Origin of the sequence: Mesorhizobium sp. M0058 (genome assembly GCF_040323095.1) — a bacterium.
Taxonomy (GTDB): domain Bacteria; phylum Pseudomonadota; class Alphaproteobacteria; order Rhizobiales; family Rhizobiaceae; genus Mesorhizobium.
Genome location: NZ_JAMYUQ010000022.1, coordinates 61957 through 87994 on the forward strand (window position 1 = coordinate 61957; position 26038 = coordinate 87994).

Below are 26038 nucleotides of genomic sequence, written 5' to 3' on the forward strand. Positions count from 1 at the left end.
TGGCGGAGCGCTTTCTCCGACCCGGACAAGAAGGGATGATTGCGCGGCGCCGGGCTGACGAGATAGCGGCCGCGCTTTCCGCCGACGGCCTCATCCTGCGCGGCGGCTTCAATTTCGCAACAAGCGAAACGCCGCCGCATGGCCCTTCAGTTGCCCCCGCCAAATCCGTGCTGTTGGTGGGGCAGGCGGGAGCGGCACCCTGGCCGCATTTCCTGCGCTGGCGCGACCGGCAACCGCAAACCATTGCTAATCCGCTCGACACATGGTCGCGCGCAGTGATCGGTGCGGTGGCGGAGAAATTCGGCGCGCGCGCCGTTTCGCCTTCGGACAGACCTTATCTGCCGTTCCAGCAATGGGCGATGCGAGCGGAGGGGCTGAGACCGTCGCCGCTGGGCATCCTGATGCATCCGCAGTACGGGCTCTGGCATGCCTATCGCGGCGCGTTGCTGTTCGAGGATGAGATCGCGCTTCCTGAACGTCGCGAAGCGATTCACCTTTGCGACGCCTGTGTTGCAAAACCTTGCCTGAAATCCTGTCCGGTTGACGCCTATTCCGCGGATGGTTTCGCTCATCAGGCTTGCCTGGCGCATGTGCGGGGATCGAAGGGCGAACCATGCCGCGGCGGCGGCTGCCTCGACCGCAACGCCTGTCCGTATGGCACGGCCCATCGCTATCCGCCTGAGGTTCAGGCCTTTCACATGACGGCGTTTGCCGGCCTGTAGCCGGGTCGAAAGCCCGCACAAAGTGTTGAACGGGATTGTCAGGGAACGGCTTGCCCTGACGGTGCCTGCTTATATGTATCGCACGACATTTAACGGAGCGGGCCATGGCGAAGCAGGACATTGAGATCAAGACCGGGGACGGCGTGGCGAAAGCCGGGCTGTTCCGCTCGGCGACCGCTTCCTCGTCCAGGGCCGGCATCATTCTCTATATGGACGCTTTCGGTCCGCGACCGGCGCTCGACGCAATGGCGGAACGGCTGGCAGGCGAGGGCTATGCCGTGCTGGTGCCGGATCTTTTCTATCGCAAAGCACCCTACGGGCCGTTCGAGCCCAAGACCGCTTTCGTCGTCGAGGAGACCAAGGTCGCGCTGACGGCGTTGGTCCACGGCACGACACAGGACATGACCATCCGCGACAGCAGGGCGTTCCTCGACACGCTTACCGCTGAAGGTGTCACCGGACCGGTCGGTGTCGTCGGTTACTGCATGGGCGGGGCGCGGGCTTTGAATGCGGCTGCAACCTATCCCGATCGCATCGTGGCGGCGGCGAGCTTCCATGGCGGCAATCTGGCCAGCGATGCCGCCGACAGCCCGCACCGCAAGGCCGCAATGATCAAGGCGCGCGTCTATGTCGGGACATCGGGCGTCGACCGCAGCTTTCCGCCGGAGCAGTCGGCGCGGCTGGTCGAGGCGCTGCGCGTGGCGGAGGTCGACCACGCCATCGAAAACTATGCCGGCATGGCGCATGGCTGGTGCGTGTCGGACCACAGCGTCTTCAACGCGGCCGGCGCCGAACGTCATTGGAAGCGACTGACGACGCTGTTCGCCGAGACGCTGATCTAACGAGGCGTTGCCTGAAGTCGCAACGAACGGGTAGAGACTGCACGATTGGCGCGGCCTGTTAAAACAGCGCCAGTCGAGCGGGAACGAACAGCCTGATGCAATCCTATGATGTCGTGGTGATCGGCGCCGGTGCGGCCGGAATGATGTGCGCCATCGAGGCGGGCAAGCGCGGCCGCTCGGTCCTGGTGCTCGATCACGCGGCAAAGCCCGGCGAGAAGATCCGCATCTCCGGCGGTGGCCGCTGCAATTTCACCAACATCCACACCAGCCCGAAGAATTTCATCTCCGGCAATCCGCATTTCTGCATTTCGGCGCTCAGCCGCTACACGCAAGGCGACTTCATCGCGCTCGTCGAACGCCATGGCATTGCCTGTCACGAGAAGACGCTGGGACAGCTGTTTTGCGACGGCTCGGCGCGCCAGGTCATCGACATGCTGGTTTCCGACATGCAGGATTGGGGTGTGGAACTGGCGTTGTCGACCGAGGTGAGGAACGTCAGCAAGACCGCGGACGGGTTTGTGCTGACGCTCTCCGCTGGCAGCGTCGCTTGCAGCTCGTTAGTCGTGGCTTGCGGGGGCAAGTCGATCCCCAAAATGGGCGCGTCCGGTTTCGGCTACGAGCTTGCGGCGCAATTCGGCCTTGCGGTGGTGGAAACACGGCCGGCGCTGGTGCCGCTTACCTTCGACGCAAGAACGCTCGAGCGGCTGGCGCCTTTGGCCGGCAATGCCGTCGATGCCGAAGTCGCCTGCGGCAAGACGCGGTTTTCAGAAGCGATGCTGTTTACGCATCGCGGCTTGAGCGGGCCTTCCATCCTGCAAATATCGTCCTATTGGCGCGAGGGCGACGAGATCCGCATCGCCATGCTGCCGGGGAGGGATGTGGCGGAACTGCTTCGCGCCGCCCGGCGCGTCAACGGCAGGCAAGCGGTGCAGACGGTGCTTGCAAACCATTTGCCGAAGCGCCTTGCGCAAGCAGTCGCCGAGCGCAGTGGGATCGATGGCAATCTCGCTGATTTGACAGACCTGCAAATGAAAACCGTCGAAGCCGCCGTCAACGACTGGCGCATCAAGCCGGCCGGCTCCGAGGGTTACCGCACGGCGGAAGTGACGCTTGGCGGTGTCGATACCAACGGGCTCGATCAGAAGACGATGCAGGCGAAATCCGTGCCGGGGCTGTTTTTCATCGGCGAAGTCGTCGATGTCACGGGCTGGCTGGGCGGCTATAATTTTCAGTGGGCTTGGTCGTCCGGCTGGGCCTCGGGCCAGGTGTGCTGATATTCAGGTGAGGCCGGCCTGCAAACGACGGCTTTCAGTGCTTCCGGTGCTCGCGTACCAAAAGTACGCTCCACTCCGGTTCTCGAAATCCATCGTTTTCGGCTCGGCCTCACCTGAATCTCAGCGCACCTGTTGCGCGTGCATCCGTCGCCTCGGAAAAAAATCTTTCCATAACCCCAAGGATTGGCCATTAGCCTTCGTCCAACAGGCAAATGATGGCGATGATGCTGGATGAAAGCGAAGCCTCCGACGCCGAATTGATCGGGCGGGCGAAGGGCGGAGACAGGGGTGCCTTCGGCAAATTGCTGGAGCGGCACTACGACTTCGTCTATCGCGCCGCCTATCGCTGGTGCGGAAAGAAGGCCGATGCCGAAGACATCGCCCAGGAGGTCTGTGTCCGTCTCGGCAAGGCGATCCGCGACTACCGCGGCGGCGGCGCGTTTACGACATGGCTCTATTCCGTGACGCTGAACGCGGCGCGCGACATGATGCGCAAGACGACGCGCGAAAACGTCAAGACCGAGGCTTTCGGCGCCTACAGCATGATATCGGGAGAGGCATCCGCCGAGCCCGAAGATCCGACTGAGGCGCTCTGGGCAGCGGTGCGGCAATTGCCGGACAAGCAGCGCGATGCAGTACTTCTGGTCTATGGCGAAGGTTTGAGCCATGCGGCCGCCGCCGAGGCGATGGCAATCTCGGAGACGACGGTTTCCTGGCACATCCATGAAGCGAAGAAACGGCTGAAGACGTTGATGCGTTCAGCCGGGGAAGTGTGACCATGGTCGACGACAACGAACTCAACAGGCTGCGCGACGCAGCAGTACCGGCGCCGGGCGAGAGCGCGAAGACACGCGCCTTCGAAGCCGCCATGCGCGCCTATGATCAGGAAAATATTTCTGCCGTCACCCAAGGATCGGTCGGCGGGCTTCGTCTCACAGAGCGAGCACAAAAGCTCTGGAGCGAGATCATGCAAAAGAAACTCATCGCCACGCCAGCCATTGCCGGGCTCGTCGCCCTGCCGATCGCCGGATACGCCACCTTCCACATGCTGAGGGAACAGCCGTTGCCGTTCGGTAGCGACGAGAAGATCACTGAGACGCTGGCCGACAAGCCGGCAACCAATGGGCCGGCGATCAACGCGCCGGTAAAAGAAAAGCAGGCGCCTGAAGGCGACAAGAAGGCCGACGCCGATGTGCGAAGCCGCGACACCACTACGACGCTTACGCCGCCCGCGCCGCCGAAGCCCGAATCGACCGTTGCTGTCGCCCCTGCGCAGCAGGATGCGCTGGGGCGCGGCGCGTTGGCCGAGCCTGCGCCAGTTGAGAGCCGCGAGTTTTCGCTTGACGGCACCGCTGCTCCGGCCGGCGGCGCGCGGGTCGACCGCATGGCCGGCGCGACCGAGTCTAAGTACCTGGCGCAGCCTTCGACGATGCCGGCCGACCAGATAGCGCCGCAGGAGCCAAACCGCGACCGCGTCGAGGATTTCAAGACCAATCCTGTGCATGCAGCGCTTCAGGATCCGGTCTCGACCTTCTCGATCGACGTCGACACCGCTTCCTATTCCTTCGTCCGCGGCTCGCTGAAGCAGGGCTACCTGCCGCAGGCCGACACGGTGCGCGTCGAGGAGATGGTCAATTACTTCCCCTATGACTGGAAGGGTCCGGACTCGGCTTCGACGCCGTTCAATTCGACCGTCAGCGTCATGCCGACGCCGTGGAACGGGCACACCAAGCTGATGCACGTCGCCATCAAGGGCTTCGACATCAAGCCGGTCGAGCAGCCCAAGGCCAATCTGGTGTTCCTGATCGACGTCTCGGGTTCGATGGACGAGCCTGACAAGCTGCCGCTGCTCAAGTCGGCTTTCCGGCTGCTGGTCAGCAAGCTCAAGGCGGACGACACCATCTCGATCGTCACCTATGCCGGTGACGCCGGCACCGTGCTGATGCCGACCAAGGTTACCGAGAAGGACAAGATCCTCAACGCCATCGACAATCTGTCGCCCGGCGGCTCGACGGCCGGCGAGGCGGGCATCAAGGAAGCCTACAGGCTTGCCCAGCAGTCCTTCGTCAAGGACGGCATCAACCGTGTGATGCTGGCCACGGACGGCGACTTCAATGTCGGCCAGACCGATGACGACGATCTGAAGCGGCTGATCGAGCAGGAGCGCAAGACCGGCGTCTTCCTGTCGGTATTCGGCTTCGGCCGCGGCAATCTGAACGACCAGATGATGCAGACCATCGCCCAGAACGGCAACGGCACCGCCGCCTATATCGACACGCTGGCCGAGGCCGAGAAGGTCCTGGTCGAGGATGCCTCCTCGACGCTGTTCACCATCGCCAAGGACGTCAAGATCCAGGTCGAGTTCAATCCGGACAAGGTCTCGGAGTACCGGCTGATCGGCTATGAAACCCGCGCCTTGAACCGCGAGGACTTCAACAATGACCGCGTCGATGCCGGCGATATCGGCTCCGGTCATTCGGTGACCGCCATCTACGAGATCACGCCGAAGGGCAGTGGCGGCGAGCAGATGGATCCGCTGCGCTACGGCCAGGCGACGGTCAACAATGGCGGCGTCGCCAATGCCGACGAATATGCCTTTGTGAAAATCCGCTACAAGCTGCCGAACGAAGACGTCTCGAAGCTGATCACCACGCCGGTGACCTCGGCCAACGAGGTCGCGTCCTTCGACCAGGCCAGCACCGACCAGCGTTTCTCCGTCGCTGTCGCCGCCTTCGGCCAGAAGCTGCGCGACGAGGATGCGACCGCGAAGTTCGGCTACGACAAGATCATGGAGATTGCCACCGCCGCCCGAGGAGCCGACCTGTTTGGGTACAGGTCCGAGTTCCTTTCGCTTGTGCGCCTTGCCTCGGCGCTGGGCGGTAACCGGTAGTGGCAATAACGCCGGTTCCTTTCAGACGGGGGTCGTTCTGATACGGGGAACCGGCTACGGGCGGGTGAGGCAGGCCGGCGGGGGAAACCCTGCCGGCCTTTTTTCGGATCGATTGATCCGAAGCGCACAGATGATCCGCCTGATCGTTAAATTGCGCGGCTTTTCCGGAACGTCATCGCAATGCCCTGCTATTATTGCATGGGGTCGGGACTGGGCTTGGGGAGCCGGGAATTGCAGATCATGAACATTGGAAACACGACGCCGGCGGTGAGACACACGCAGGCGTCGGGAACGCTGTCGCCAGAATCCAGGCGCATCATGGATGACGTCGACGCAGCCCGGAATACCGCAAAGTCGGCGCTGACCAATGACCGCTTTCGTGTCATGCTGGAGCAGATCGGCAATCCGCAGTCGTCGGGTGACCTGGTGACGATGAATGAAAGCGCCGACAGCACCGCCCTGGATTTCAAGACGGCGCTATCGCGTTACGCTGAAAACAGCGAATAAGTTCGATATCAGGCCCGGCTGCGGCGGCGTTCGCGGCGGGCTTCGCTGGTCTCGGCGGTGTTTTCCGTCGCCACCTTGTTGCGCATCGGACCGATGCGCTCGACGATCGCCGCGACGGTCGGGCGTTCGGATTTGGTGTGCGCGTCGAGCGCCTTGCGCATGGCGGCAAGGTGCTGGAACGACGTGCCGCAGCAGCCACCGATGATCTTCGCGCCGCCATCCACCGCCAGCCGGACATAGTCGGCCATCAGCTCCGGCGTGCCGGAATAATGGATCTCGGTGCCACGAAATTCGGGAATGCCGCAATTGCCCTTGACGATCACCGTCGCTTCCGGCTTCGCCTCGGTCATGTCGAGCAGCGAGGCCAGGATGTCGGAGGCGCCGACACCGCAATTGGCGCCGACACCGAGCGGCGTCTCTGAAAGTCCGTCGACGACGCCGTGGATATCCCTGGGCAGCAGGCCCATCATGGTGCGGCCGGCAGTGTCGAACGAACCGGTATAGGTGTAGGGCAGGCCGACGCGAATGGCGGCTTCCGCCGCGGCACGGATTTCGTCCGGCGCAGACATGGTCTCGATCCAGGCGACTTCGGCGCCGCCTTCCTTGAGACCCTCGATCTGCTCGGCAAAAGCCTCGACCGCTTCGTCATAGGTCATGGCGCCGAGCGGCACCAGCAACTCGCCGGTCGGACCGACCGAGCCGGCGACGATGACTTTCCTGCCGGCCTTGTCGGCGACCGCGCGGGCAATCTCGGCGGCGCGCTTGTTCAGCGCATGCACGCGGTCCTGCGCATGGTGCAGCTTCAGCCGGTGCCGCGTGCCGCCGAACGAGTTGGTGAGAATGATATCGGCGCCGGCGTCGACGAAATTCTGGTGCAGGCTGGTGATGGTGTCGGGCGCTGTCTCGTTCAGCAACTCCGGCGCTTCGCCGGCCTCCAGACCCATGGCGAACAGATTGGTGCCGGTGGCGCCATCGGCGAGCAGCACGCCCTTTTCGGCCAGCAGAGCATCGATGGGATTGTTCGCGGTCATCGGATCGGCTTTCAGATTTTGAATGGAATAAGGATATAAAGAAGTCTTTATGTCCAGTCAATGTGTTTGCGACCTGCAATTGCCGCGCGGTTCACCTTTCCGGGGCGTTGGCGATCAGGCAGAACCCGATGGAAATGACGCGCCGGCCAGATTGCGCGCGTAGGCGGCGGCCTCATGCGGGTTGATGTCGGCGGCCCGGATCAGATTGTCGAAATGCTGGGTCAGCGCCTGTACCGGCTGGGTGGCATTCAGCACGACATACATGTCGCCGACATAGATGGCGGCGCGGTAGGGACCGAAGATTGTCAGCGGGATCGAATAGCGCATGCGGCCGTCATAGAGGAACAGGCGGAAGGTGGGGTAGAGATCGTCAAGCAGCGTCGCCATATGGGCAAGCTGCTGCCGGCGGTCAGCCTCGGGAAAGCGGTCCCAGACGCCCAGGCCGCGGGCGAAAATCTCCAGCGTGTGGCGCGGCATGCAGACCTCCATATCGGTCTCAGGGCGCCGGTTGTACTCGATGCGGTACTGCGTCTCGCTGGCCTGCGCCAGACGGCTGCGGTTGGTGATGTTGGCTTCGTAGTCGACCAGCTGGCGTGTGCGCAGGAGATCGGGAATGCCGGCCGGCACATAGCGGATCTTGGTGCCTGCGGCTTCCGCGAACCATTTGGCGAGCAGCGTGCGGTCGAAGCCGTCGGGCGCCTCTTCGATCTCCAGGCTTTCGCGGATTTCGCCGGTGACGCCTTCGTCCTGGGAGAGGCCGAGCAGCCAGTCCAGCGAGATCTTGAATTCGGCGGCGATGTTGAGCAGCGTTTCGGCGCGTGGCAGGCGCGTCGAGGCGCCGGACATCAGTTGCGACAGCGCCGACCGGTCGATGCCGACTGCTGACGCGAAAGCTGACTGGTTGAGATCGGACCGTGTCAGGAGCAGCTTCAGGCGCTCCCGGAAGATTGCCGAAAGGTCCCGTTTGTCCACTGTTCGTTCTCCGCACTCTCTTAGGAAAAATTTGCGCCCGAGCCGTCGAATCAGCACTTCCAGCGTAAATGAATCCGTAGGGTTGTTTACAATGTATAACATCTGCGGTCAAAAATGCGCAATCGCAACATTTTGTACACTTTGTCTCGTTGAGCGGAATCGCTTCTCCTGACACTATGCTGTCAGGAACAATTCCGGCGACTGAGGGACAGTGGTCGATAGCATGACAGGCAAGCGCATCAAGCGACGCGACGCAGCGGCCATCGAGTGGCCGACCGTGGTCCTCGCTTTCTTCTGTTACGGAATGTGGCTCGCTGCCGGGCTCCTGCTCTGGCCCTCTTATCCGATCCCGGCACTTCTTCTCCTCGGCTTCATCCTAGCCTTGCAGTCGTCGATCATGCACGAAGTGCTGCATGGCCATCCGACGCGCAGCGCGCTCATCAACGAAGCCTTCGTCTTCCTGCCGATCGGCCTGGTCTGGCCGTTCCGTCGCTTCAAGACGCTCCATTTGCGCCACCACGCCGACGAGCGCCTGACCGATCCGCTCGACGATCCCGAGAGCTATTACCAGGCGTTGTGGATGCATGACGATCTGCCGCCGACGATGAAATTCCTGCTCAAGATCAACAACACCATGGCCGGCCGTTTCTTTCTCGGCCCCTGGCTGTCCTGCATCGGTTTCTTCGTCGACGACGCCAGGCATGTGATTGCCGGCGATAAGGTGATCGGCAAGGCATGGCTGCTGCATGCGATCGGCCTCGCCATCGTGGTGCCGATCGTGCAGTTCGGCTTCGGCATTCCGGTATGGCTCTACATTCTGGTGCCGGTCTGGCTCGGCCAGTCGCTGATCGCGGTCCGGACTTTCGCCGAACATCAGTGGTCCGAGCACCCTGAAGGACGCACGGTGATCATCGAGCGCTCGCCGCTGTCGTTCCTGTTCCTCAACAACAATCTGCACTTCGTTCACCACAAGACCCCGACCGTTGCCTGGTACAGGCTGCCAAAACTGTTTGCCGACCGCCGCGACGAGTGGCTGCGGATGAACAATGGCTACGCCTATCCGAACTATTTCGCACTGATCAAAGCCTACGCCTTCAAGGCCAAGGAGCCGATCGTGCACCCGGTGCTGCGCCGCCAGCCCGAGCCGGGCAGGGCGTTCAAGCCGCGCATCAGGGCGCGCAGCATCAGCGGGCTTGGCAGCGCGCCGGTTCCGGCCGAGCCGCCGAAGGAATAATCCCCGGACTTCCCGAACCCGTGTCGGCCAATTCTGATTGGACGCCGCGTTTTTGCGATCCTTTCCCGAGCCATGATGATTGAGTGTCGGCATGAGTGATTTGGTTGCGGCATTGCCGATGTATGACTGGCCCGAAGTGCGCGGCGAGGTCGACGCGCAATGGGCAGCGTTGCGCGATGCTTTTCGGCACAAGGGCGTCGATGGGCCGCAGACAATCGTGCGCCGCAATGGCGACCTGCCGCGGGTGCCGGGCGGTATCCACGACGCCGAGGGCAGACTGATCGCGCCCGATCCGGCGACACTGCCGCCGGACGAACTCGACCATCACCAGCTTTGGCTGCATCCGGCGCTGCTGTTCGCGCAGACCTGCTGGGGGCCGATGGAACTCGGCCTGAGCAAGCATGTGCAGGTGGTCGGCCAGCCGAGCTACGACGCTTACGAGGGCGGCGAAGGCGAACTCTATTCGAGCGCGCTGGTGATGCGGACGGGCGAGGGACCGGAGGTTCGCTCGCCCGCGGATGGCAAAGCCTTGCTGCCGCTCGATCTGATGCGTGGCAAGTGTTTTACCTACAACAGCCTCGATTCGATGTCGGGCATCATCGCGCTGACGCGCGATCTGCAGGCCGCCGGCGAAAGCCTGGATATCTTTTCCTCGCGCAGCGAAAGCGGTGGCCATCGCGGCTCGATCGTCGCGGTCGCCGAGGGCAAGGCGGATATAGCTGCCATCGACTGTGAGAGCTGGGCGCTGGCGCAGCGTTTCGAACCTGCGGCAAACGCCGTGAAGGTCGTCGGCTGGACGGCAAGGCGCAAAGGCCTGCCCTACATCACCGCCAGGACGACGCCGGAAAAGACGCTCAAGGCTCTGCGCGAGGCGCTTGCCGGATCAGCCGAGCAGCCTCGCATCCAACGGGTAGGTTGAAAGCTGCTCGTTACCGGTCTCGGTGATCAGGATCTGTTCCTCGATCTTGACGCCCTCATGGCCGCCGAGACGGCCGATATAGCTTTCCACGCACAGCACCATTCCCGGCTCCAGCACGCCATCGGGCGTGTCCGGCGTCCATTCGCTGGCATGTGGCAGGGTTGGATACTCGTCGGCGAGGCCGACGCCGTGATAGAGCACGCCGTAGCGTGTCGGGAAGCAATCTCCGGGCGGCACCACGGAGCGTTCGACCAGGTCGCGAAAGGACATGCCGGGCTGCATCAATTGCGTGTTGTGGGCGATCTGGTCGGCGGCGATGCGGAACAGGTCGCGCTGCTCGTTCGACGGCCTGGCGTCACCGCAAAGCCAGGTGCGGGAGAGATCGGCGCAGAAGCCGTAGGGACCGATCAGGTCGGTGTCGAAGGCGACGAGGTCGCCTGCTTCGATCACCCGCGACGAGCATTCCTGGAACCACGGATTGGTGCGCGGTCCCGAGGCAAGCAGCCGGGTTTCGATCCATTCGCCGCCGCGCGCAATGTTGCCGCGGTGGAGTTCGGCCCACAATTCGTTTTCGGAAATGCCCGGCGTCAGCGCCTTCTCCATTTCACCCATCGCCGCTTCGCAAGCGACGATTGCGCGGCGCATGGCGAGGATCTCGTCCGGCGATTTGATCAGCCGCGCATTTTCCATCACCGCTTCGCCATTGCCGATAGAAATGCCGAGGCGGGCGAGTTCCTCGACGCCTTCCGGGTTGATGTGGTCGACCGCAATGCGGCTGTTGCCGCCGCCATGCTCCTTGACCAGATCGGCGATGCCGGCCGCCCAGCGGCGGACTTTGTGCTCGGTCAGCTCGCCGCCATAGAGATACATCCACGACACTGCCGGCCGCACCTCGTCGACGACGCCGGAATGATCGGACAGATGCTCGCAGGAGAAATAGTCGAACAGCACCACGGGTCCCTCAGTGGCGACGAAGCAGTGGCGGGTCGGATTGTGCGCGACCCACAGCTGCATGTTGGTCGAATCGGTGGCGTAGCGGATGTTGACGGGGTCGTAGAGCAGCGCGCCGGCGTAGTTTCGGCGCCTCAGTTCGGCGCGGAGGCGCTCGAGCCGGTATTTGCGCATCGCGGCAAGATCGGGCGCGGCGATGCCTGCCGCTTGCCATTCGGCTTCAGCCAGCGCGCCATAGCCCAGCACATGCTGGTTCAGCGACGCCGCCTTCTGGCGCGATGTTTCGCGCAAGGCTTCGACGGAGCCGGGCTCGAACGGCATGATCTTGCGATGACGACCGAACCCTTGTTTCTCCACCCGACGCCTCCCTGCCGACTTACTGTGGCGCTGCGCCCGCGGCCGCTTTCTTCAGCCGCGTGACCGTCAGCGTGCGGGTGGGCGGCTCGCTGTCGAACAGCATCGGAACGACCAACTGCTGCGGCGAGCCGTCAGCGACATAGCCGGCCTCGCTCAAGGCCCGCAGGATGCCCTCGGGAGGTTCCTTGTCATTGGCCATCACGAGCACCGCCGGCTCGATCAGCAAATGGCCGAAGTCCGGCATCTCGTCGTCGAGCACGACCAGATCGGGATCGACAAGACGCAGATTTCCCACCCAGTGCCAGCTCGATATCGCCGTGCGAACCGGACCGTTTGCCGTCAGCTGGCCATAGAGCGACTGGTAGTCGACACGCACGATGCTGCCGCGGCTGTCGCCGCCATTGAGGTGCGTGTACCAGGTCACCGGCAGCACGAGGATGGCAAGCGTTGCGCCGACAAAGACGACGACGTCCTGCACCTTCCTTCCCTTGTCGCCTCTGGCATCCATCCGCAAGGCCAGCGCGACCGGCAGCAACACAAGAATGGGAAGCATCCAGCGATCGCGAAATTGCGTCGTCCCGCTCGCCAGGACGAGCACGATGGTCATCGCCAGGGCAAAAGCGATGGTGCGCCACACCAGTTTCTCGGTCCATGGCGCCGGTTGCAGAGCCGGCGCCGGCTTTTTCCATGCGATGAGCAAAGCCGCGACGAATATGCCGGCCGGCAACACGGCGAAATACAGGATAGCCTTGCCCAGTCCGCGCATTCCGTAGAATGCGGTTTGTATGGCGCTTTCTCCTCTGCCCATGCCGAAGCCGCCGCTGTGCGACAGCAGCTGGTCGGTGTAGGTCAGGTTCCAGTAGAGCGTCGGCAGGCAAAGCAGCACCGCCACGACAAGGCTGATCGAAAACCGGCGGTTGAGGATGACGCCGCGCGTTTCGCGCAGCGACAGGGTGGACAGGATCAGCGCGCCGAGAAAGATCGCGTTGTTGTATTTCGACAGGATGGCGGCGGCCATCGCCACGCCAAACAGCACATAGGTGGCCAGGGAACGCCGCTGCACCAGTTCAACGAGCGCAAGAAACAGCACCACTGAAAAACAGAAAGCGGCGATCGAGTGGGTGAGGGCGTGCTGCATCTCCCACACCATCTGCGGAAACAACAGCAGGCCGAACAATGCGGCGGCGCCAGCGCGGCTGGAATAGCCCAGGCGGCGGACAGCGATGAAAACCGACGCCAGCGCCGCTCCGATCAGTAGGTACTTCACGATCTTGAGCGCGAGGATGTTCGTTCCGACCACGGCGGCGACGAGGCGGGCGAGCCAGGTGTAGAGCGGCGGCTGCGAGCCGCCATAGCCAGCCCAGAGGTAGCGCATGTACATCAGCTGTTCGGAATCGTCGACGCCGACACCGGTTCCCACGACATGGGACAGCAGCGCCATCACCACGATCTGGACGACGCAATAGACCGCGACGCAGACCAGTGCGGCGTTGAAGGGACCGACCTTGCCTTCGCCGAGCCAGTCCGTCCATTTCTCTAGATACTGCAAGGGGATCGTCTTCTCATCGAGGGAAATGCCTGCGGCCAACTGCCGAAGGCCCCTTACACGATCTCACGCTCCCTGTCGCCTTTTCAGGTCCGCATCTTCTCGCCGCTGGGGTCGAAGGGCGCCTCGACATTGATACGCGCCGGACGCCGGTGGCCGAGGATCTCGATCTCGAACAGTCCGGCACTTTCGTCCTCGGCGAGTGCCGCCGGCACATAGCCCTGCGCCATCGACTTCTGCACATAGTGCGCATAACCGCCCGAGGTGACCCAGCCGACCACGCGCCAGTCGCCGTCGACGATGCCGCGCACGGCGGAAGCGCCTTCGGCAGCCTTTGAGCCACGCACTTCCTTGCCTGCCGTATCGAAGCGCGGCGCGCCATAGCCATGCGGCTTTTCCACCGTGCCATAGTCCTTGCCGACCTTGGCCCAGATCGGCTCGTCGCCCATGACATCGGCGTCGGCCGCATCGACAATGAAGGAGACACGGCGCAGTTTCGGCCCTTCCGCCTGTTCTTTGGCGGCGGCTTCGCGGCCGATGAAGTCGTTCTTCTCCAGCTTGATGAAACGGTCCATCGCGCCTTCGAACGGGCCGTAGATCGGGCGCAGCTCGCGGTACCACGTCGGGAAGTTCTTCTCCAGGCGCATGGAGAGCAAAGCGCGCATGCCGAAATCGACGAGGCCAAACTCCTCGCCGGCGTCCTTGATGGCCTTGTAGACCAGGCGCTCATAGGCCGGCGCCATCCAGATCTCGTAGCCGAGATCGCCGGTATAGGTGATGCGGTTGACCATGCAGGGCGCGCCGCCGACCGCCATTTCGCGGAAATCCATGAAGCGAAACGCCTTGGTCGAGATGTCGACATCGACCAGCTTCTGCAAGAGGTCGCGCGATTTCGGACCGGCGATCGACAGGCCGACGAGCGTCTGATCGAAGCGGTGGATGCGCACCGAACCATCCTTCGGCAGATGCTTCTCGAACCAGCGCATGTGGTACTTCTGCGCGGCGGACGAACCCCAGATCATAAATCTGTCTTCGCCTGCCTTGGCGATGGTGAAGTCGCCGATCAGCTTGCCGAACTCGTTGATCATCGGCGTCAGCACGATGCGGCCGATCTTCGGCATGCGGTTGGTCATCAGCCGGTTGAGGAAATCCTCAGCCGCAGGTCCCGACACTTCGTATTTGGCGAAGTTGGCGATTTCGGTGACGCCGACGCGTTCGCGCGTGGCGCTCACTTCCTCGCCGATAGGACCGAAATCGTTTGAGCGGTGGAAGGAGACGACGTCCTTCGGCTCCTTGCCCTTCGGCGCGAACCACAGCGGGGTCTCCAGGCCCCAGCTATCGCCCATGACGGCGTTGTTGGCGAGCATCGTGTCATAGAGCGGCGTCGTCTGCGCCGGACGCGCAGCCGGCAGCTCTTCATTGGGGAAGCGGATGGAGAAGCGGCGCGAATAGTTTTCGCGCACCTTTGCGTTGGTGTAGCGCAGGCCGGCCCACTCGCCGAAGCGGGCGACATCCATGCCCCAGACGTCGAAGCCGGGATCGCCATGCACCATCCAGTTGGACAGCGCGAGGCCGACGCCGCCGCCCTGGCTGAAGCCGGCCATGACGGCGCAGGCGCACCAGAAATTGGTCAGGCCCTGCACCGGCCCGACCAGCGGGTTGCCGTCAAGCGCGAAGGTGAAGGGGCCGTTGATGATCTGCTTGATGCCGGCTTTCTCGATGCCGGGGAAATGCTTGAAGCCGATCTCGAGCGACGGGGCGATGCGGTCGAGGTCGGGCGGCAGCAGTTCATGGCCGAAATCCCACGGCGTGTTGACCGGCGACCATGGCTTGCAGGCCTTTTCATAGGTGCCGAGCAGGATGCCGTTGCGCTCCTGGCGGGTGTAGATCTCGCCCTTGAAGTCGAGCACGCCGATCATCTCGCGGCCGGTCGATTTGTTGAACTCCTCGACCTCGGGCATCGGCTCGGTGAGCAGGTACATGTGCTCCATGGCCAGCACCGGCAGTTCGACCCCGACCATGCGGCCGATCTCGCGCGCCCACAGGCCGCCGCAGTTGACGACATGCTCGGCGTGGACGGTGCCCTGTTCGGTGACGACGTTCCAGGTGCCGTCAACTTCCTGCGTCAGCTCGACGACGCGGTTGCGCAGCACGATCTCGGCGCCCAGCTTCTTGGCCGCCTTGGAGTAGGCGATCGTCGTGCCGGAGGGATCGAGATGGCCTTCGACCGGATCCCACATGGCGCCGACGAAATTGGTCTCGTCCATCAGCGGGAACATCGCCTTGGCTTCGGAGGGCGTGATCAGTTCGGTGTCCATGCCGAGATAGCGCCCCTTGCCGTGGGCCAGGCGCAGAAAATCCATGCGCTCGGGCGTATCGGCCATCATCACGCCGCCGGTCAGATGCAGCGAGCAGGACTGGCCGGAGATTTCCTCGATCTCCTTGTAGAGCTGCACCGTATAGGCCTGCAGCTTGGCGACGTTGGGATCGCCGTTCAGCGTGTGGAAGCCGCCGGCTGCGTGCCAGGACGAGCCGGAGGTGAGCTCGGAACGCTCGATCAGCATGATGTCGGTCCAGCCGGCCTTGGCCAGGTGATAGAGCACCGAGCAGCCAACGACGCCGCCGCCAATGACAACCGCTTTAACGTGAGATTTCATGAGAGATAGGTCCGTTTTTTAAGAGATTGAATCGAGTGGGCGGGGCGTGAAAACAAAGCGGAGATCGGCCGCAGCGACGTTCTCGGCCAACCTGCCATCAAGCGCGGCAAGGATGGTGTCGCAGACGGAAGTGCGATGGTTCAGGACGTCATGGTTCCAGAGACGCAGGATCGAATGGCCTTGCGCGCGCATGAAATCGTCACGGCGACGGTCATAGGAGCTGCCGGCGTGTTGATGGCCGTCGATTTCCACGACAAGCCATTTTTCGCGGCAGGCGAAGTCTGCGTAGTATGGTCCGATAGAGAACTGTCGCGTGAATTTGTAGCCGCCAAGTTTGCGGGCTTTCAACTCAAGCCAAAGCAGAGCTTCGGCCTGATTGTCACCTTGTCTAAGTTTTCTGGCTCGCAGGGTAGTGCCATTCTTGCGGCGACTGCGGGTTTGACCAGCGCCTTCCCCCACTCCGTCGCCGCTTCGCGGCGCCACCTCTCCCCCCTCCGGAGGGAGAGGAAGGGAGCCAGCCCGCATAACTTCGCGCCTTTCCTCTCCCCCGTCGATCGGGGGAGAGGTGTCGGGCGCAGCGCGTGGGCGTGGGGGTCGACTGTTCATCAGATCCATACGAATGATCAGTTCATCAACAACATTGATCAAAAATCGGTCGGCGCGCCGCCTTCGGACGTGCGCTTTTCGACGAAGTCGTTGAGCTCTTCACGGATCGCCGGGTCCATATAGGGTTCCTCGTAGGATGCCAGCCGCTCCTTCCAGACCTTGTTGGCCTTTTCCAGCGCGGTCGGCGATCCGGCTTCGGCCCAGGTCTCGAAATTGCGCCAGTCGGAGAGGATAGGCGAGTAGAAGGCTGTCTTGTAGCGGTCCTGCGTGTGCTGGGTGCCGAAGAAATGGCCGCCGGGGCCGACCGACTGGATGGCGTCGAAGCCGAGCGCTTCGTCGGACAGGTCGAGCGGGGTGAGGAACTCGGCCACCATCTGCAACAGGTCGATGTCCAGGATGGTCTTCTCGTAGGAACAGCGCAGGCCGCCTTCGAGCCAGCCGGCGCCGTGCATCATCAGATTGCCGCCGCCCTGGATGGCGCCCCACAGCGAGAACACGCTTTCATAGGCTGCCTGCGCGTCGACCGTGTTGGCGGCGCAGGTATTGGAGGTGCGGTAGGGGATCTTGTAACGGCGGGCAAGCTGGCCGCCGACAAGCTGCGCCTTCATATATTCAGGCGTGCCGAAGGCCGGCGAGCCTGACTTCATGTCGACATTCGAGGTGAAGCCGCCATAGCCAACCGGCGCGCCCTTTCTCACCATCTGGGCAAAGGCGATGCCGGACAGCGCCTCGGCATTTTGCTGCACCAGCGCACCGGCGATGGTCACCGGCGCCATCGCGCCGGACAGGGTGAAGGGCGTGATGACGACGACCTGACCCTTGCTCGACATCTGGATGATGCCTTCCATCATCGGCACATCCAGTTTCAGCGGCGAATTGGTGTTGATGATGGTGAAGACGGACGGCTCTTCGAGCATCTGCTCATGGCTGATGCCGCGGGCGATCCTGGCGATCTCGATGCCGTCGACATTGCGCTCCTTGCCGAGCGAATAGATGTGGAACACCTTGTCGGTCAGCGTGGCGAGGTCGCGGATGCATTCGAGGTGGCGCACGGAAGGATGGATGTCGGTCGGCTCGACTGGATAACCGCCGGTGCAGTTCAGGATGTTGTGCATCTGCGCCAGGCGCAGGAAGTTGCGGTAGTCCTGCTGGTTGCCCGGACGGCGGCCGCGATCGAGGTCGGAGCAGTTCGGTGCCGACGCCATCATCGACAGGATCACATTGTTGCCGCCGAAGCGCACATTGTGCGCCGGGTTGCGGGCATGGAGCGTGAATTCCGACGGGCAGTTGGAGATGAGATCGAGGATCATGTCGCTGTCGAAGCGCACGCGCTCGCTGCCCTCGCGGACATCAGCGCCATTTTCCTTCATGATGCGGCGCGCTTCGTCATGCAGCACGTCGACGCCTATTTCCCTCAAGACGCGCAGCGAGGCGAGGTGGATCGATTCCAGCTCGTCGTCCGAGATCAGCTTGGTCGGCGTCAGCGGATTTCTCAGTTGTCGAAAAGCCGGCTGTTCGAAGGCGGCCGAGCCGCCGGCGCGCTTGCCCGCACGGCCACCGCGACGGGCACGGTCGGCTGCCAAAGGCGGTTCGGCTGGATGCAGGGCGGCGGTCATGATGGTCCTCGTACGATGCTGGTAGCGGGCGGCATAATGGACCGGCGGCTGTCCGGCCATTGCGGAGGCGGCGACCACTAGGACGAGGGAAGCGACATGCCCGAACGGCAGTCCGATAGCTGACAACCTTGCCGGGGATTGGCGGACAGGACGCGCCCACTGCGGCTCTTGGCGCAAGGGGATTTCAGGCGCGGCCCTTCCTTTCCCTAAATCGAACCGCTAGCTCAATGGTTTGCCGCTGGATCGGGCCGGCAATTCATGTGGAAGGCATCATGGCTGCGACCGGTTCGAGCGATGGCGAAGCGGGGACGCAATGGGCGGCGCTTGCCGGCGTAACTGCCGCCCTCGCGATGTTCGGTGCGGCGCAAGGGCTGAGCTCGCCGCTGTTTACGCTGCTGATGCAGAAGCAAGGCATGTCGCCGGCGCTGATCGGCTTGTCGGCAGCGATGATGCCGCTTGGCCTGATCCTTTCGGCCTCGTTCGTGCCGGCAGCCGTTCGGCTGGTCGGCGCGCGCAACCTGGCTGTGGGTTGCTCATTGATTGGGGCGCTGTGCTTCCTCGGCATCGGCTACCTGCAGGACTGGGTGGGCTGGTTCGTCATCCGCTTCATCATCGGTATCGTCATCAACCCGCTCTATATACTGGGCGAAGTATGGGCGCTGTCGCTGGCGCCGCCGTCGCGCCGCGGCAGGGTGATGGGGGCATTCAACACCGTGCTGGGCGCTGGCTATGCTGCGGGGCCTTTGGTCCTGACCGCGGTTGGGATATCGGGCTGGGTTCCTTTCCTGGTCGGCATGGCCGGCTTCATCCTGTGCGCCGCGATCCTTCGTGCTGTTTCGTCAAGCCTCGCCGGCTTCGAGGATGACGGCCAATTGCCCGGCGGCTTTTTCGGTTTCGCCAGGCTGGCGCCGGCGCTGTTGTTTGCCGTGCTGGTTTCGGCGGCGGTCCAGCAGGGCACCTACGCTTTGATGCCGGTCTTCGGTGCCGCCTATGGCCTGCCCGAAAGGACGCTGGCGGCCCTGGTGATGGCACTGTCGCTGGGAAACATCTTCCTGCAAATCCCGCTCGGCCTGCTGGCCGAGCGTTTCGGCGGGCGGGCGATGATCATCTTCTGTGCGTTGGCGACAACGACCTGCGCGGTTTTGCTGCCGTTGCTGATCACGACGCCGGCGATCTGGCTCGTCCTTCTCGTCATGGGCGCTGTCGGCTACGGCGTCTACACCATGGCGCTGGTGGAACTCGGCAGCCGCTTCAGGGGAACCGTGCTGGTCGCCGGCAACGCCGCCTTCGCATTGATGTGGGGCGCCGGCGGCATTGTCGGCCCGCCTGGCGCCGGTGCCTTGATGCAGATCATCGGTCCGCTCGGTCTGCCGGTGGTGATCGCCGGACTCGACGCGCTGCTGGTGAGCTTCGCGCTCTATCGATCGTTCAAGCGCCAAAACTCCTGACGGCCCAAAAACTCCTGACAGGCCCAAACTCATGACAGGCCTTGTCTGGAGCAAACGGTTTTTCGCGGGGCGGGGCTTACCCGCGTCGGACAGAAAAGCTAGTCCTGAACCTGGTTTAGGTGCCAATGATGAACCTGGCGGAAGCTGACAACGAGAAGATGCAGTGGGCGGCGATCAGCGGCGTGATCGCGACCGTCTCGGTGTTCGCCATCGCGCAAGGCCTGTCCTATCCGCTGCTGAGCTTCATCCTGCAACGCCAAGGCGTTTCGCCGGCCATCATCGGGCTCTCGGCGGCAATGACGCCGATCGGCTTCATTGTCTCGTCGCCGCTGATCCCGGCACTGGCGCGCCGGTTCGGGGCAGGGCGCACCGCGCTTACCTGCGCGGCGCTTTCGGCTATTGTGCTTGCGCTGATCGGCTGGACGCAGAATGTCTATCTGTGGTTTCCTCTGCGCTTCTTGATCGGGGTGGTGACCAATCCGCTCTATGTCTTGAGCGAAATCTGGGTCATTGCACTGGCGCCGCCATCGCGCCGCGGTCGCGTCATGGGTGTCTATTCAACCATCATCTCGGCCGGCTTCGCTGCCGGGCCGCTCTGCCTGCTCGCTGTCGGCACCGTGGGATGGCCGCCATTCCTGGTGGGGATCGCCGCCTTCATCTTCTGCGGCGCCTGCCTGGCGCTGGTGCTGCCGCGACTGCCGAAGGTCGACGAAGCCGGGCACAGGGTTTCGGTCATGGGCTTCGTGCCACTGGCATCGCTACTGCTGTCGGCGGTGGTCGTTGCCGCCGGTTTCGAACAGGGCGTGCTGGCGCTGCTGCCGGTCTACGGCACGCACTATGGCATCGCGGAAGCGCGCATGTCGGCGCTGCTGTCGGTGATGATCGCCGGCAACATCGCCATGCAGGTGCCGCTCGGCTTGCTGGCGGAACGGCTGACGGCGCGGCTGGTGCGATTCATCTGCGTCGTGGTGACGGTGCTGGGCTGCGCCCTGTTGCCGCTGCTCATCGAGACGCCGCTGATCTGGCCTTGCGTCTTTATCTGGGGCGCGGTCTCCTATGGCATCTACACCATGTCGATCATCGAGCTCGGCGACCGCTTTACCGGCTCGGCGCTGGTCGCCGGCAATGCCGCCTTCTCCCTGATGTGGGGCGTCGGCGGCATCGTGGTGCCGCCGCTGGCGGGTGGCGTCATGGATGTGATCGGCGCCTCCGGCCTGCCGATCACGCTGGGCACGATTTGTCTGGCACTGGCTGTGGCCACGGTCCTGCGCCGGCGGATGGTTTGAGGCCGCATTCCCCCGATGACCTGACGTACCATCTTGAATAAAACCGCTTGCAACGCGATGTAGGCAGGGCTGCCCGCCACTAGCCTGGAGACCATGCGTGACCCAATCGACGACAAAACGCCAGACGGATGCCACCGTGGAGGACAAGTTCCTCTGGTTGGAGGACCGGACCAGCAAGGAATCGCTCGACTGGGTGCATCGCCAGAACGAGATCACCGTGGCCGAACTACAGGGCGATCCGTCCTACCAGGCGGCCTTCGAGACGGCGCTCGACCTGATGACGGCCGAAGACAACATCGCTGTGGGCGCCGCGCTCAACGGCCAAGTCTATAATTTCTGGCAGGACAAGACCAATGTGCTCGGCCTCTGGCGCCGCACGACGGTCGCCTCCTACAAGACCGAAAAGCCCGTGTGGGAGACGATCATCGACTTCGACGTGCTGTCGGCCAAGGAGGGGGTGAAGTGGGTGTTCAGCGGCGCCAGCCGCCTTTACCCCGATTTCAACCTTTGCCTGGTGGCGATGTCGCCGGATGGCGGCGATGCCAGCGAGATGCGCGAATTCGACATCGAGACCAAATCCTTCATCGAGGGCGGCTTCCGCGCTCCCGCCTCGAAATCCGGCTTTTCCTGGCTGGACAGGGACACGGTCATTGTCTCGGCTGCCTTCAATGAAGACGACAAGACCCAGTCCGGTTATCCGCGCGTCGTCAAGCTGTGGAAGCGCGGCACCCGGTTGGAGGAGGCGACGCCGATCTTCGAGGCCGAGAAGCAGGATCTCGCGGCCGGCGCGGGGGTCGAGCATGATGGCGACAGGCAGTATTTGTTTCTGGCCCGCACGATCGCCTTCTTCTCCTCGCACAGTTTTCTGCGCCTGCCGTCGGGCGAAAACCGGCGCATCCCGCTGCCGGACGATGTCACCGACACCGCGCTGTTCAAGGGCCGGTTCGTGTTCGGGGTGCGCAGCCCATGGACGGCGCCGGGCGGCACTGAGTGCTTGCCGGACGCCCTCTATTCCTTCGATTTCGAACACTGGATCGACACCGGCGACCTGGGCCCTGTTGAAACCATGCTCGCGCCAGCGCACCGTGTTTCGGTCGCCGGCATTGCCCGCACTCAGGACCGGCTGTTCATCAATCTGATGGACAATGTGCGCGGCAAGGTCGTTATCGCCGAGCGCAGCGGCGACCGCTGGTCGCTGAAGCCGGTGGCGCTGCCCGAGAACGGCAATGTCGGCATCGCGCATGCCGAGCATTTCGGTTCCAGCGTCTCCTTCTCCTTCACCGATTTCCTGACGCCGAGTTCGATCATCTGGTCGGACGATGACGGGGTGACGCTGGCCACCGTGAAATCGCAGCCGGCGCGGTTCGACGCCGCGCCGCTGGTCTCCGAACAGTTCGAGGCGCGCTCGAAGGACGGCACCATGATCCCGTATTTCGTCGTCAGGCGGCGCGACCAGAAGGGTCCGGTACCGACGCTTCTCTATGGTTATGGCGGCTTCGAAATACCGCTGCTGCCCGGCTATGCCGGCGTGCGCGGCAGGCTGTGGCTGGAGAAGGGCAATGCCTATGTGCAGGCCTGCATCCGCGGTGGCGGTGAGTTTGGGCCGGCCTGGCACCAGGCGGCGCTGAAGGGCAATCGCCAGACTGCCTTCGACGATTTCGCCGCGGTGGCGCAGGACGTCGTCAGGCGCGGCATCGCCACGGCTGCTTCCCTCGGCATCCAGGGCGGCTCGAATGGCGGCCTGCTTACCGGCGTTTCCCTGACGCAGCATCCCGAACTGTTCGGCGCCGTCATCATCGAGGTGCCGCTGCTCGACATGCTGCGCTACACCGAACTGCCGCCAGGCGCCTCGTGGATCGGCGAATATGGCGATCCGGCAAAACCGGAAGAAGCCAAGTGGCTCGCCGCCTATTCGCCGTACCATCATGTCTCGGCCGATGCCGTCTATCCCCCGGTGCTGCTCACGACATCAACCGCCGACGACCGCGTCCATCCCGGCCATGCCCGCAAGATGGCGGCGAAGCTGCAGGAAGCAGGTCACGGCAAGACGTTGTTCTTCGAGGAGACGGAAGGCGGCCATGGCGGGCGCGGCGACCGCCGGCCGCAAGCGGCGCAAACCGCCATGAAATACGTGTTCCTGCAAAGGGTATCGAGCGGCACCGCTTGAATTTCGGGCCTCGGGCGGCATAGACTGCCGCCATGGTCTACATGAGCACATCCGGCGCCTTCGGGGTCGCGGTGACACCGTCGCCGCGCACGCTGCGCGCCGAACTGCTCAGGCTGTGCGCTCGCATCGGCTATTCGCCGCCCGCCGTCCTCTGACGAAGTCGCCCCGGCAGCTTGCCGGTTTGATTCCAGAGGAAAGAGCAAACCCATGACTTACCAGAACTATTCGCTGAAGCAGCTTCAGCAGATTGACGCCGCGCATCATCTGCATCCCTTCACCGACCACAAGGAATTGCGCGAGACCGGCTCGCGCATCATCACCCACGCCAACGGCCCGTTCATCTACGATGCCGACGGCACCGAAATACTCGACGGCATGGCCGGGCTGTGGTGCGTCAATGTCGGCTATGGCCGCGACGAGCTGGCCGACGCCGCTTACGCGCAGATGAAGGAATTGCCCTACTACAATTCCTTCTTCAAATGCTCGACGCCGACGCCCGTGCTGCTGTCGAAGAAGCTGGCCGAGCTGGCGCCCAAGGGCATCAGCCAGGTTTTCTACGGCTCCTCCGGCTCGGAGGCCAACGACACGGCGCTGCGGCTCGTGCGCCACTATTGGGTGCTGGAAGGCAAGCCGGAGAAGAACCGCATCATCTCGCGCAAGTCGGCCTATCACGGCTCGACCGTCGCCGGGACGTCGCTGGGCGGCATGGATTTGATGCACAAGCAGCTCGGCGGGGCGGTTCCCAACATCGTCCATGTCATGATGCCCTATGCTTATGAGTTGGCGCTGCCCGGCGAAAGCGACCATGATTTCGGCCTGCGCGCGGCCAAGGCCGTCGAGGACGCCATCCTCGAAGCCGGTGCCGACAAGGTGGCGGCCTTCATCGGCGAGCCGGTGATGGGCGCGGGCGGGGTGAAAATACCGCCGATGAGCTATTGGCCGGAAGTGCAGCGCATCTGCCGCAAATACGATGTGCTTTTGATGCTGGACGAGGTCATCACCGGCTATGGCCGCACCGGCGAATGGTTTGCGGCGCAGACCTTCGGCGTCGAGGCTGACACCATCACCACGGCCAAGGCACTGACCTCGGGCTATCAGCCGCTGTCGGCGCTGCTGGTCGGCGACCGTATCGCGGCGACGCTGGTCGAAAAGGGCGGCGAATTCTACCACGGCTATACCTATTCGGGTCACCCGGTGGCCTGCGCGGTGGCGCTGAAGAATCTCGAGATCATGGAGCGCGAAGGCCTGGTCGACAGGGTCAGGAACGACACCGGACCTTACTTCGCCCAGGCGCTGCAAGAGCGCATTGCCGGCCACGAACTGGTCGGCGAGGTGCGATCGATCGGGCTGATGGGCGCGATCGAGATCGTCAAGGACAAGGCGACCAAGGAGCGGTTCCTGCCGGCGGGCAGTGCCGCCGTCACCGTCCGCGACCACGCCATCGCGCAAGGCCTTATGCTGCGCGCCACCGGCGACACGATGATCCTGTCGCCGCCGCTGATCTGGACCCGCGCGACGATCGACATGGCTTGCGATCGCATCGCCAAAGCGCTGGATCTGGCGCAAGCGGATTTGCGCAAGAAGTAGATGGAACGAGCGCCGGGCGCCTTGCAAACAGGGCGCCCGGACTGTACGCCTGCTTATCGTCAGGGTCGACGGGGTCAGCGCACCGATCGTGCTGGTCAATAAAGGCCATGAGGCAATTCCGAACGCTGCAATCGGAATAATAATTCAGACCGAGCAGTATAGTACTGCAAAACGCAAAAACCGCGCTCCATAGGAACGCGGCTTTGCCAGATACGCATGGCATTTCGCCAACAATACACTTGCGAAACTTACGGGCTCCGGTACGCGAGACCTGATCCGGAGCGCCGGGCGGATGCGATATGTCCGCCTCGCCATCCGTTATATAGGCACATCGTTACCGCCGGGTTATCGAGAGCTTAAGCAAATCTAAATTTGCAATTTTTCCGCGCAATAAAAATCGAGAAAAGCGCTGCCAAATTCGAAACTTATAGAGAACTGCCGCGAAGGAAATTTATGATGCCGGAAAAATCCGATCCGCCATTTCCCTGGGCGTTGAACAGCGCATAAAGCTGGGCCGCTTCGGCCCCCATTGGCGTCACCGCGCCGGCGCTTTGGGCCGCCTCCTGCGCCAGTTTCAGGTCCTTCAGCATGAGTGCTGCGGCAAAGCCCGGTTTGTAGTCGCGGTTGGCGGGTGAGGCCGGCACGGGACCCGGCACCGGGCAATAGGTGGTCAGCGACCAGCACTGGCCCGACGAGGTCGAGGCAACGTCGAACAGGGCCTGATGCGAGAGGCCGAGCTTTTCGGCCAGCACGAAGGCCTCTGCGACGCCGATCATCGAAATGCCGAGCATCATGTTATTGCAGATTTTGGCTGCCTGACCGGCGCCGTCGTCACCGCAATGGACGATGCGGCCTGCCATCGGCTTCAGGACCGGTTCGGCCTTGGCGAAGGCATCCTTGGCGCCGCCGGCCATGAAGGTCAGCGTTCCCGCAGCAGCACCGCCGGTGCCGCCGGAGACGGGGGCGTCGATCGAATGCAGCCCGTGCTTCCTTGCTACGGCATGCGCCTTGCGGGCCGACTCGACATCGATGGTCGAGGAATCAATGAACAGGGCGCCTGGTTTGGCCTTGGGTGCGATGTCCTCGTAGACCGAGAGCACGTGCTTGCCGGCGGGAAGCATGGTGATCACGACATCGACGTCCTTCACCGCGGCAACAGCATTAGCCATGACGGTGACACCATGCTCGCGCGCGACGGTCAGGTTCTCCGGCATCAGGTCGAAGCCATGTACCGTATGACCCGCCTTGACCAGATTGGCGGCCATAGGATTGCCCATATTACCCAAGCCGATGAAGGCGACAGTGGTCATAGTGGTGCTCCATGATGAGTAGGCAGTAGGCAGTAGGCAGTAGGCAGTAGGCAGTAGGCAGTAGGGAGTAGGAAGAAGGAACTAGGAAGTAGGAAATATGGAGTAGCCAGTATGCG

General features: G+C 63.2%; 21 protein-coding genes. 13 read left to right on the forward strand and 8 right to left on the reverse strand.

Translation table 11 applies throughout. The features are described 5' to 3' along the window. Positions 1-35 precede the first annotated feature (35 nt). The 6 genes from NKJ75_RS28930 to NKJ75_RS28955 all read left to right on the forward strand — a co-directional run bounded on the left by NKJ75_RS28930 (position 36) and on the right by NKJ75_RS28955 (position 6235). On the forward strand, positions 36-722 hold the full coding sequence (locus NKJ75_RS28930; RefSeq protein ID WP_023691016.1) for a hypothetical protein: 687 nt from the start codon (positions 36-38) through the stop codon (positions 720-722). Between the two features lie 104 nt (positions 723-826). Continuing rightward, complete coding sequence (locus NKJ75_RS28935; RefSeq protein WP_023691017.1) at positions 827-1564, forward strand: dienelactone hydrolase family protein; 738 nt, start codon at positions 827-829, stop codon at positions 1562-1564. A gap of 95 nt (positions 1565-1659) precedes the next feature. Then, a complete protein-coding gene (locus NKJ75_RS28940) occupies positions 1660-2838 on the forward strand; it encodes a BaiN/RdsA family NAD(P)/FAD-dependent oxidoreductase (protein WP_023822193.1) in 1179 nt (392 codons plus the stop codon). A 215-nt stretch (positions 2839-3053) separates the two neighbouring features. Then, complete coding sequence (locus tag NKJ75_RS28945) at positions 3054-3614, forward strand: RNA polymerase sigma factor (RefSeq protein ID WP_023696454.1); 561 nt, start codon at positions 3054-3056, stop codon at positions 3612-3614. 2 nt (positions 3615-3616) lie between these two features. Next, positions 3617-5728: a vWA domain-containing protein gene (locus NKJ75_RS28950; RefSeq protein ID WP_352500490.1), complete on the forward strand. Its 2112-nt coding sequence runs from the start codon at positions 3617-3619 to the stop codon at positions 5726-5728. 240 nt (positions 5729-5968) lie between these two features. Continuing rightward, positions 5969-6235 carry a hypothetical protein gene (locus NKJ75_RS28955; protein WP_023753429.1) on the forward strand — a complete coding sequence of 89 codons (267 nt, stop codon included), beginning with the start codon at positions 5969-5971 and terminating at the stop codon, positions 6233-6235. An 8-nt stretch (positions 6236-6243) separates the two neighbouring features. Here the strand turns inward: NKJ75_RS28955 and bmt are convergent, their stop codons facing one another. Continuing rightward, positions 6244-7266, reverse strand: coding sequence for a betaine--homocysteine S-methyltransferase (gene bmt, locus NKJ75_RS28960; protein WP_352497847.1), 1023 nt, complete (start codon positions 7264-7266; stop codon positions 6244-6246). 114 nt (positions 7267-7380) lie between these two features. Continuing rightward, complete coding sequence (locus NKJ75_RS28965) at positions 7381-8238, reverse strand: helix-turn-helix domain-containing protein (RefSeq protein WP_023681768.1); 858 nt, start codon at positions 8236-8238, stop codon at positions 7381-7383. Between the two features lie 223 nt (positions 8239-8461). Between NKJ75_RS28965 and NKJ75_RS28970 the strand changes: the two genes are divergently transcribed. Together NKJ75_RS28970 and NKJ75_RS28975 are read left to right on the forward strand one after the other, a co-directional pair. Beyond that, complete coding sequence (locus tag NKJ75_RS28970) at positions 8462-9472, forward strand: fatty acid desaturase (RefSeq protein WP_023670412.1); 1011 nt, start codon at positions 8462-8464, stop codon at positions 9470-9472. 91 nt (positions 9473-9563) lie between these two features. Next, on the forward strand, positions 9564-10391 hold the full coding sequence (locus NKJ75_RS28975) for a phosphate/phosphite/phosphonate ABC transporter substrate-binding protein (RefSeq protein ID WP_352500491.1): 828 nt from the start codon (positions 9564-9566) through the stop codon (positions 10389-10391). Here the strand turns inward: NKJ75_RS28975 and NKJ75_RS28980 are convergent. The 5 genes from NKJ75_RS28980 to NKJ75_RS29000 form a co-directional block, all read right to left on the reverse strand. Beyond that, positions 10356-11663 carry a M24 family metallopeptidase gene (locus tag NKJ75_RS28980; protein ID WP_352500496.1) on the reverse strand — a complete coding sequence of 436 codons (1308 nt, stop codon included), beginning with the start codon at positions 11661-11663 and terminating at the stop codon, positions 10356-10358. The genes NKJ75_RS28975 and NKJ75_RS28980 overlap by 36 nt on opposite strands. 55 nt (positions 11664-11718) lie before the next feature. Next, positions 11719-13287: an ArnT family glycosyltransferase gene (locus tag NKJ75_RS28985; RefSeq protein WP_023744719.1), complete on the reverse strand. Its 1569-nt coding sequence runs from the start codon at positions 13285-13287 to the stop codon at positions 11719-11721. Between the two features lie 44 nt (positions 13288-13331). Beyond that, complete coding sequence (locus NKJ75_RS28990; RefSeq protein WP_023833833.1) at positions 13332-15902, reverse strand: GcvT family protein; 2571 nt, start codon at positions 15900-15902, stop codon at positions 13332-13334. Positions 15903-15920: 18 nt separating this feature from the next. Further along, the gene (locus NKJ75_RS28995; RefSeq protein WP_155923532.1) at positions 15921-16385 is read right to left on the reverse strand and encodes an endonuclease domain-containing protein; all 465 of its coding nucleotides are present in this window, start codon (positions 16383-16385) and stop codon (positions 15921-15923) included. 161 nt (positions 16386-16546) lie between these two features. Next, a complete protein-coding gene (locus NKJ75_RS29000) occupies positions 16547-18124 on the reverse strand; it encodes a trimethylamine methyltransferase family protein (RefSeq protein ID WP_023714360.1) in 1578 nt (525 codons plus the stop codon). Between the two features lie 272 nt (positions 18125-18396). Here NKJ75_RS29000 and NKJ75_RS29005 point away from each other — a divergent pair, with 272 nt between their 5' ends. The 5 genes from NKJ75_RS29005 to NKJ75_RS29025 all read left to right on the forward strand — a co-directional run bounded on the left by NKJ75_RS29005 (position 18397) and on the right by NKJ75_RS29025 (position 24612). Next, positions 18397-19572 carry an MFS transporter gene (locus NKJ75_RS29005; RefSeq protein WP_023825767.1) on the forward strand — a complete coding sequence of 392 codons (1176 nt, stop codon included), beginning with the start codon at positions 18397-18399 and terminating at the stop codon, positions 19570-19572. Between the two features lie 128 nt (positions 19573-19700). Continuing rightward, positions 19701-20858, forward strand: a complete 1158-nt coding sequence (locus NKJ75_RS29010) for an MFS transporter (protein WP_352500492.1) — start codon at positions 19701-19703, stop codon at positions 20856-20858. 97 nt (positions 20859-20955) lie between these two features. Beyond that, positions 20956-23025 carry a prolyl oligopeptidase family serine peptidase gene (locus NKJ75_RS29015; protein WP_023833832.1) on the forward strand — a complete coding sequence of 690 codons (2070 nt, stop codon included), beginning with the start codon at positions 20956-20958 and terminating at the stop codon, positions 23023-23025. Between the two features lie 32 nt (positions 23026-23057). After that, complete coding sequence (locus NKJ75_RS29020; RefSeq protein ID WP_023670422.1) at positions 23058-23180, forward strand: hypothetical protein; 123 nt, start codon at positions 23058-23060, stop codon at positions 23178-23180. Positions 23181-23232: 52 nt separating this feature from the next. Next, positions 23233-24612: an aspartate aminotransferase family protein gene (locus tag NKJ75_RS29025; RefSeq protein WP_023670423.1), complete on the forward strand. Its 1380-nt coding sequence runs from the start codon at positions 23233-23235 to the stop codon at positions 24610-24612. A 425-nt stretch (positions 24613-25037) separates the two neighbouring features. Here the strand turns inward: NKJ75_RS29025 and mmsB are convergent, their stop codons facing one another. After that, positions 25038-25922 (reverse strand): 3-hydroxyisobutyrate dehydrogenase, encoded by an 885-nt coding sequence (gene mmsB / locus NKJ75_RS29030; RefSeq protein ID WP_023688136.1) that lies wholly within the window; start codon positions 25920-25922, stop codon positions 25038-25040. Positions 25923-26038 lie beyond the last annotated feature (116 nt).

Coding starts and splice junctions, on each gene's coding strand:
- NKJ75_RS28930 (WP_023691016.1), top strand. CDS start 36: ATGATTGCGCGGCGCCGGGCTGACGAGATAGCGGCCGCGCTTTCCGCC.
- NKJ75_RS28935 (WP_023691017.1), top strand. CDS start 827: ATGGCGAAGCAGGACATTGAGATCAAGACCGGGGACGGCGTGGCGAAA.
- NKJ75_RS28940 (WP_023822193.1), top strand. CDS start 1,660: ATGCAATCCTATGATGTCGTGGTGATCGGCGCCGGTGCGGCCGGAATG.
- NKJ75_RS28945 (WP_023696454.1), top strand. CDS start 3,054: ATGGCGATGATGCTGGATGAAAGCGAAGCCTCCGACGCCGAATTGATC.
- NKJ75_RS28950 (WP_352500490.1), top strand. CDS start 3,617: ATGGTCGACGACAACGAACTCAACAGGCTGCGCGACGCAGCAGTACCG.
- NKJ75_RS28955 (WP_023753429.1), top strand. CDS start 5,969: ATGAACATTGGAAACACGACGCCGGCGGTGAGACACACGCAGGCGTCG.
- bmt (WP_352497847.1), bottom strand. CDS start 7,266: ATGACCGCGAACAATCCCATCGATGCTCTGCTGGCCGAAAAGGGCGTG.
- NKJ75_RS28970 (WP_023670412.1), top strand. CDS start 8,462: ATGACAGGCAAGCGCATCAAGCGACGCGACGCAGCGGCCATCGAGTGG.
- NKJ75_RS28975 (WP_352500491.1), top strand. CDS start 9,564: ATGAGTGATTTGGTTGCGGCATTGCCGATGTATGACTGGCCCGAAGTG.
- NKJ75_RS28980 (WP_352500496.1), bottom strand. CDS start 11,663: ATGCCGTTCGAGCCCGGCTCCGTCGAAGCCTTGCGCGAAACATCGCGC.
- NKJ75_RS28990 (WP_023833833.1), bottom strand. CDS start 15,902: ATGAAATCTCACGTTAAAGCGGTTGTCATTGGCGGCGGCGTCGTTGGC.
- NKJ75_RS29000 (WP_023714360.1), bottom strand. CDS start 18,124: ATGACCGCCGCCCTGCATCCAGCCGAACCGCCTTTGGCAGCCGACCGT.
- NKJ75_RS29005 (WP_023825767.1), top strand. CDS start 18,397: ATGGCTGCGACCGGTTCGAGCGATGGCGAAGCGGGGACGCAATGGGCG.
- NKJ75_RS29010 (WP_352500492.1), top strand. CDS start 19,701: ATGAACCTGGCGGAAGCTGACAACGAGAAGATGCAGTGGGCGGCGATC.
- NKJ75_RS29020 (WP_023670422.1), top strand. CDS start 23,058: ATGGTCTACATGAGCACATCCGGCGCCTTCGGGGTCGCGGTGACACCG.
- NKJ75_RS29025 (WP_023670423.1), top strand. CDS start 23,233: ATGACTTACCAGAACTATTCGCTGAAGCAGCTTCAGCAGATTGACGCC.
- mmsB (WP_023688136.1), bottom strand. CDS start 25,922: ATGACCACTGTCGCCTTCATCGGCTTGGGTAATATGGGCAATCCTATG.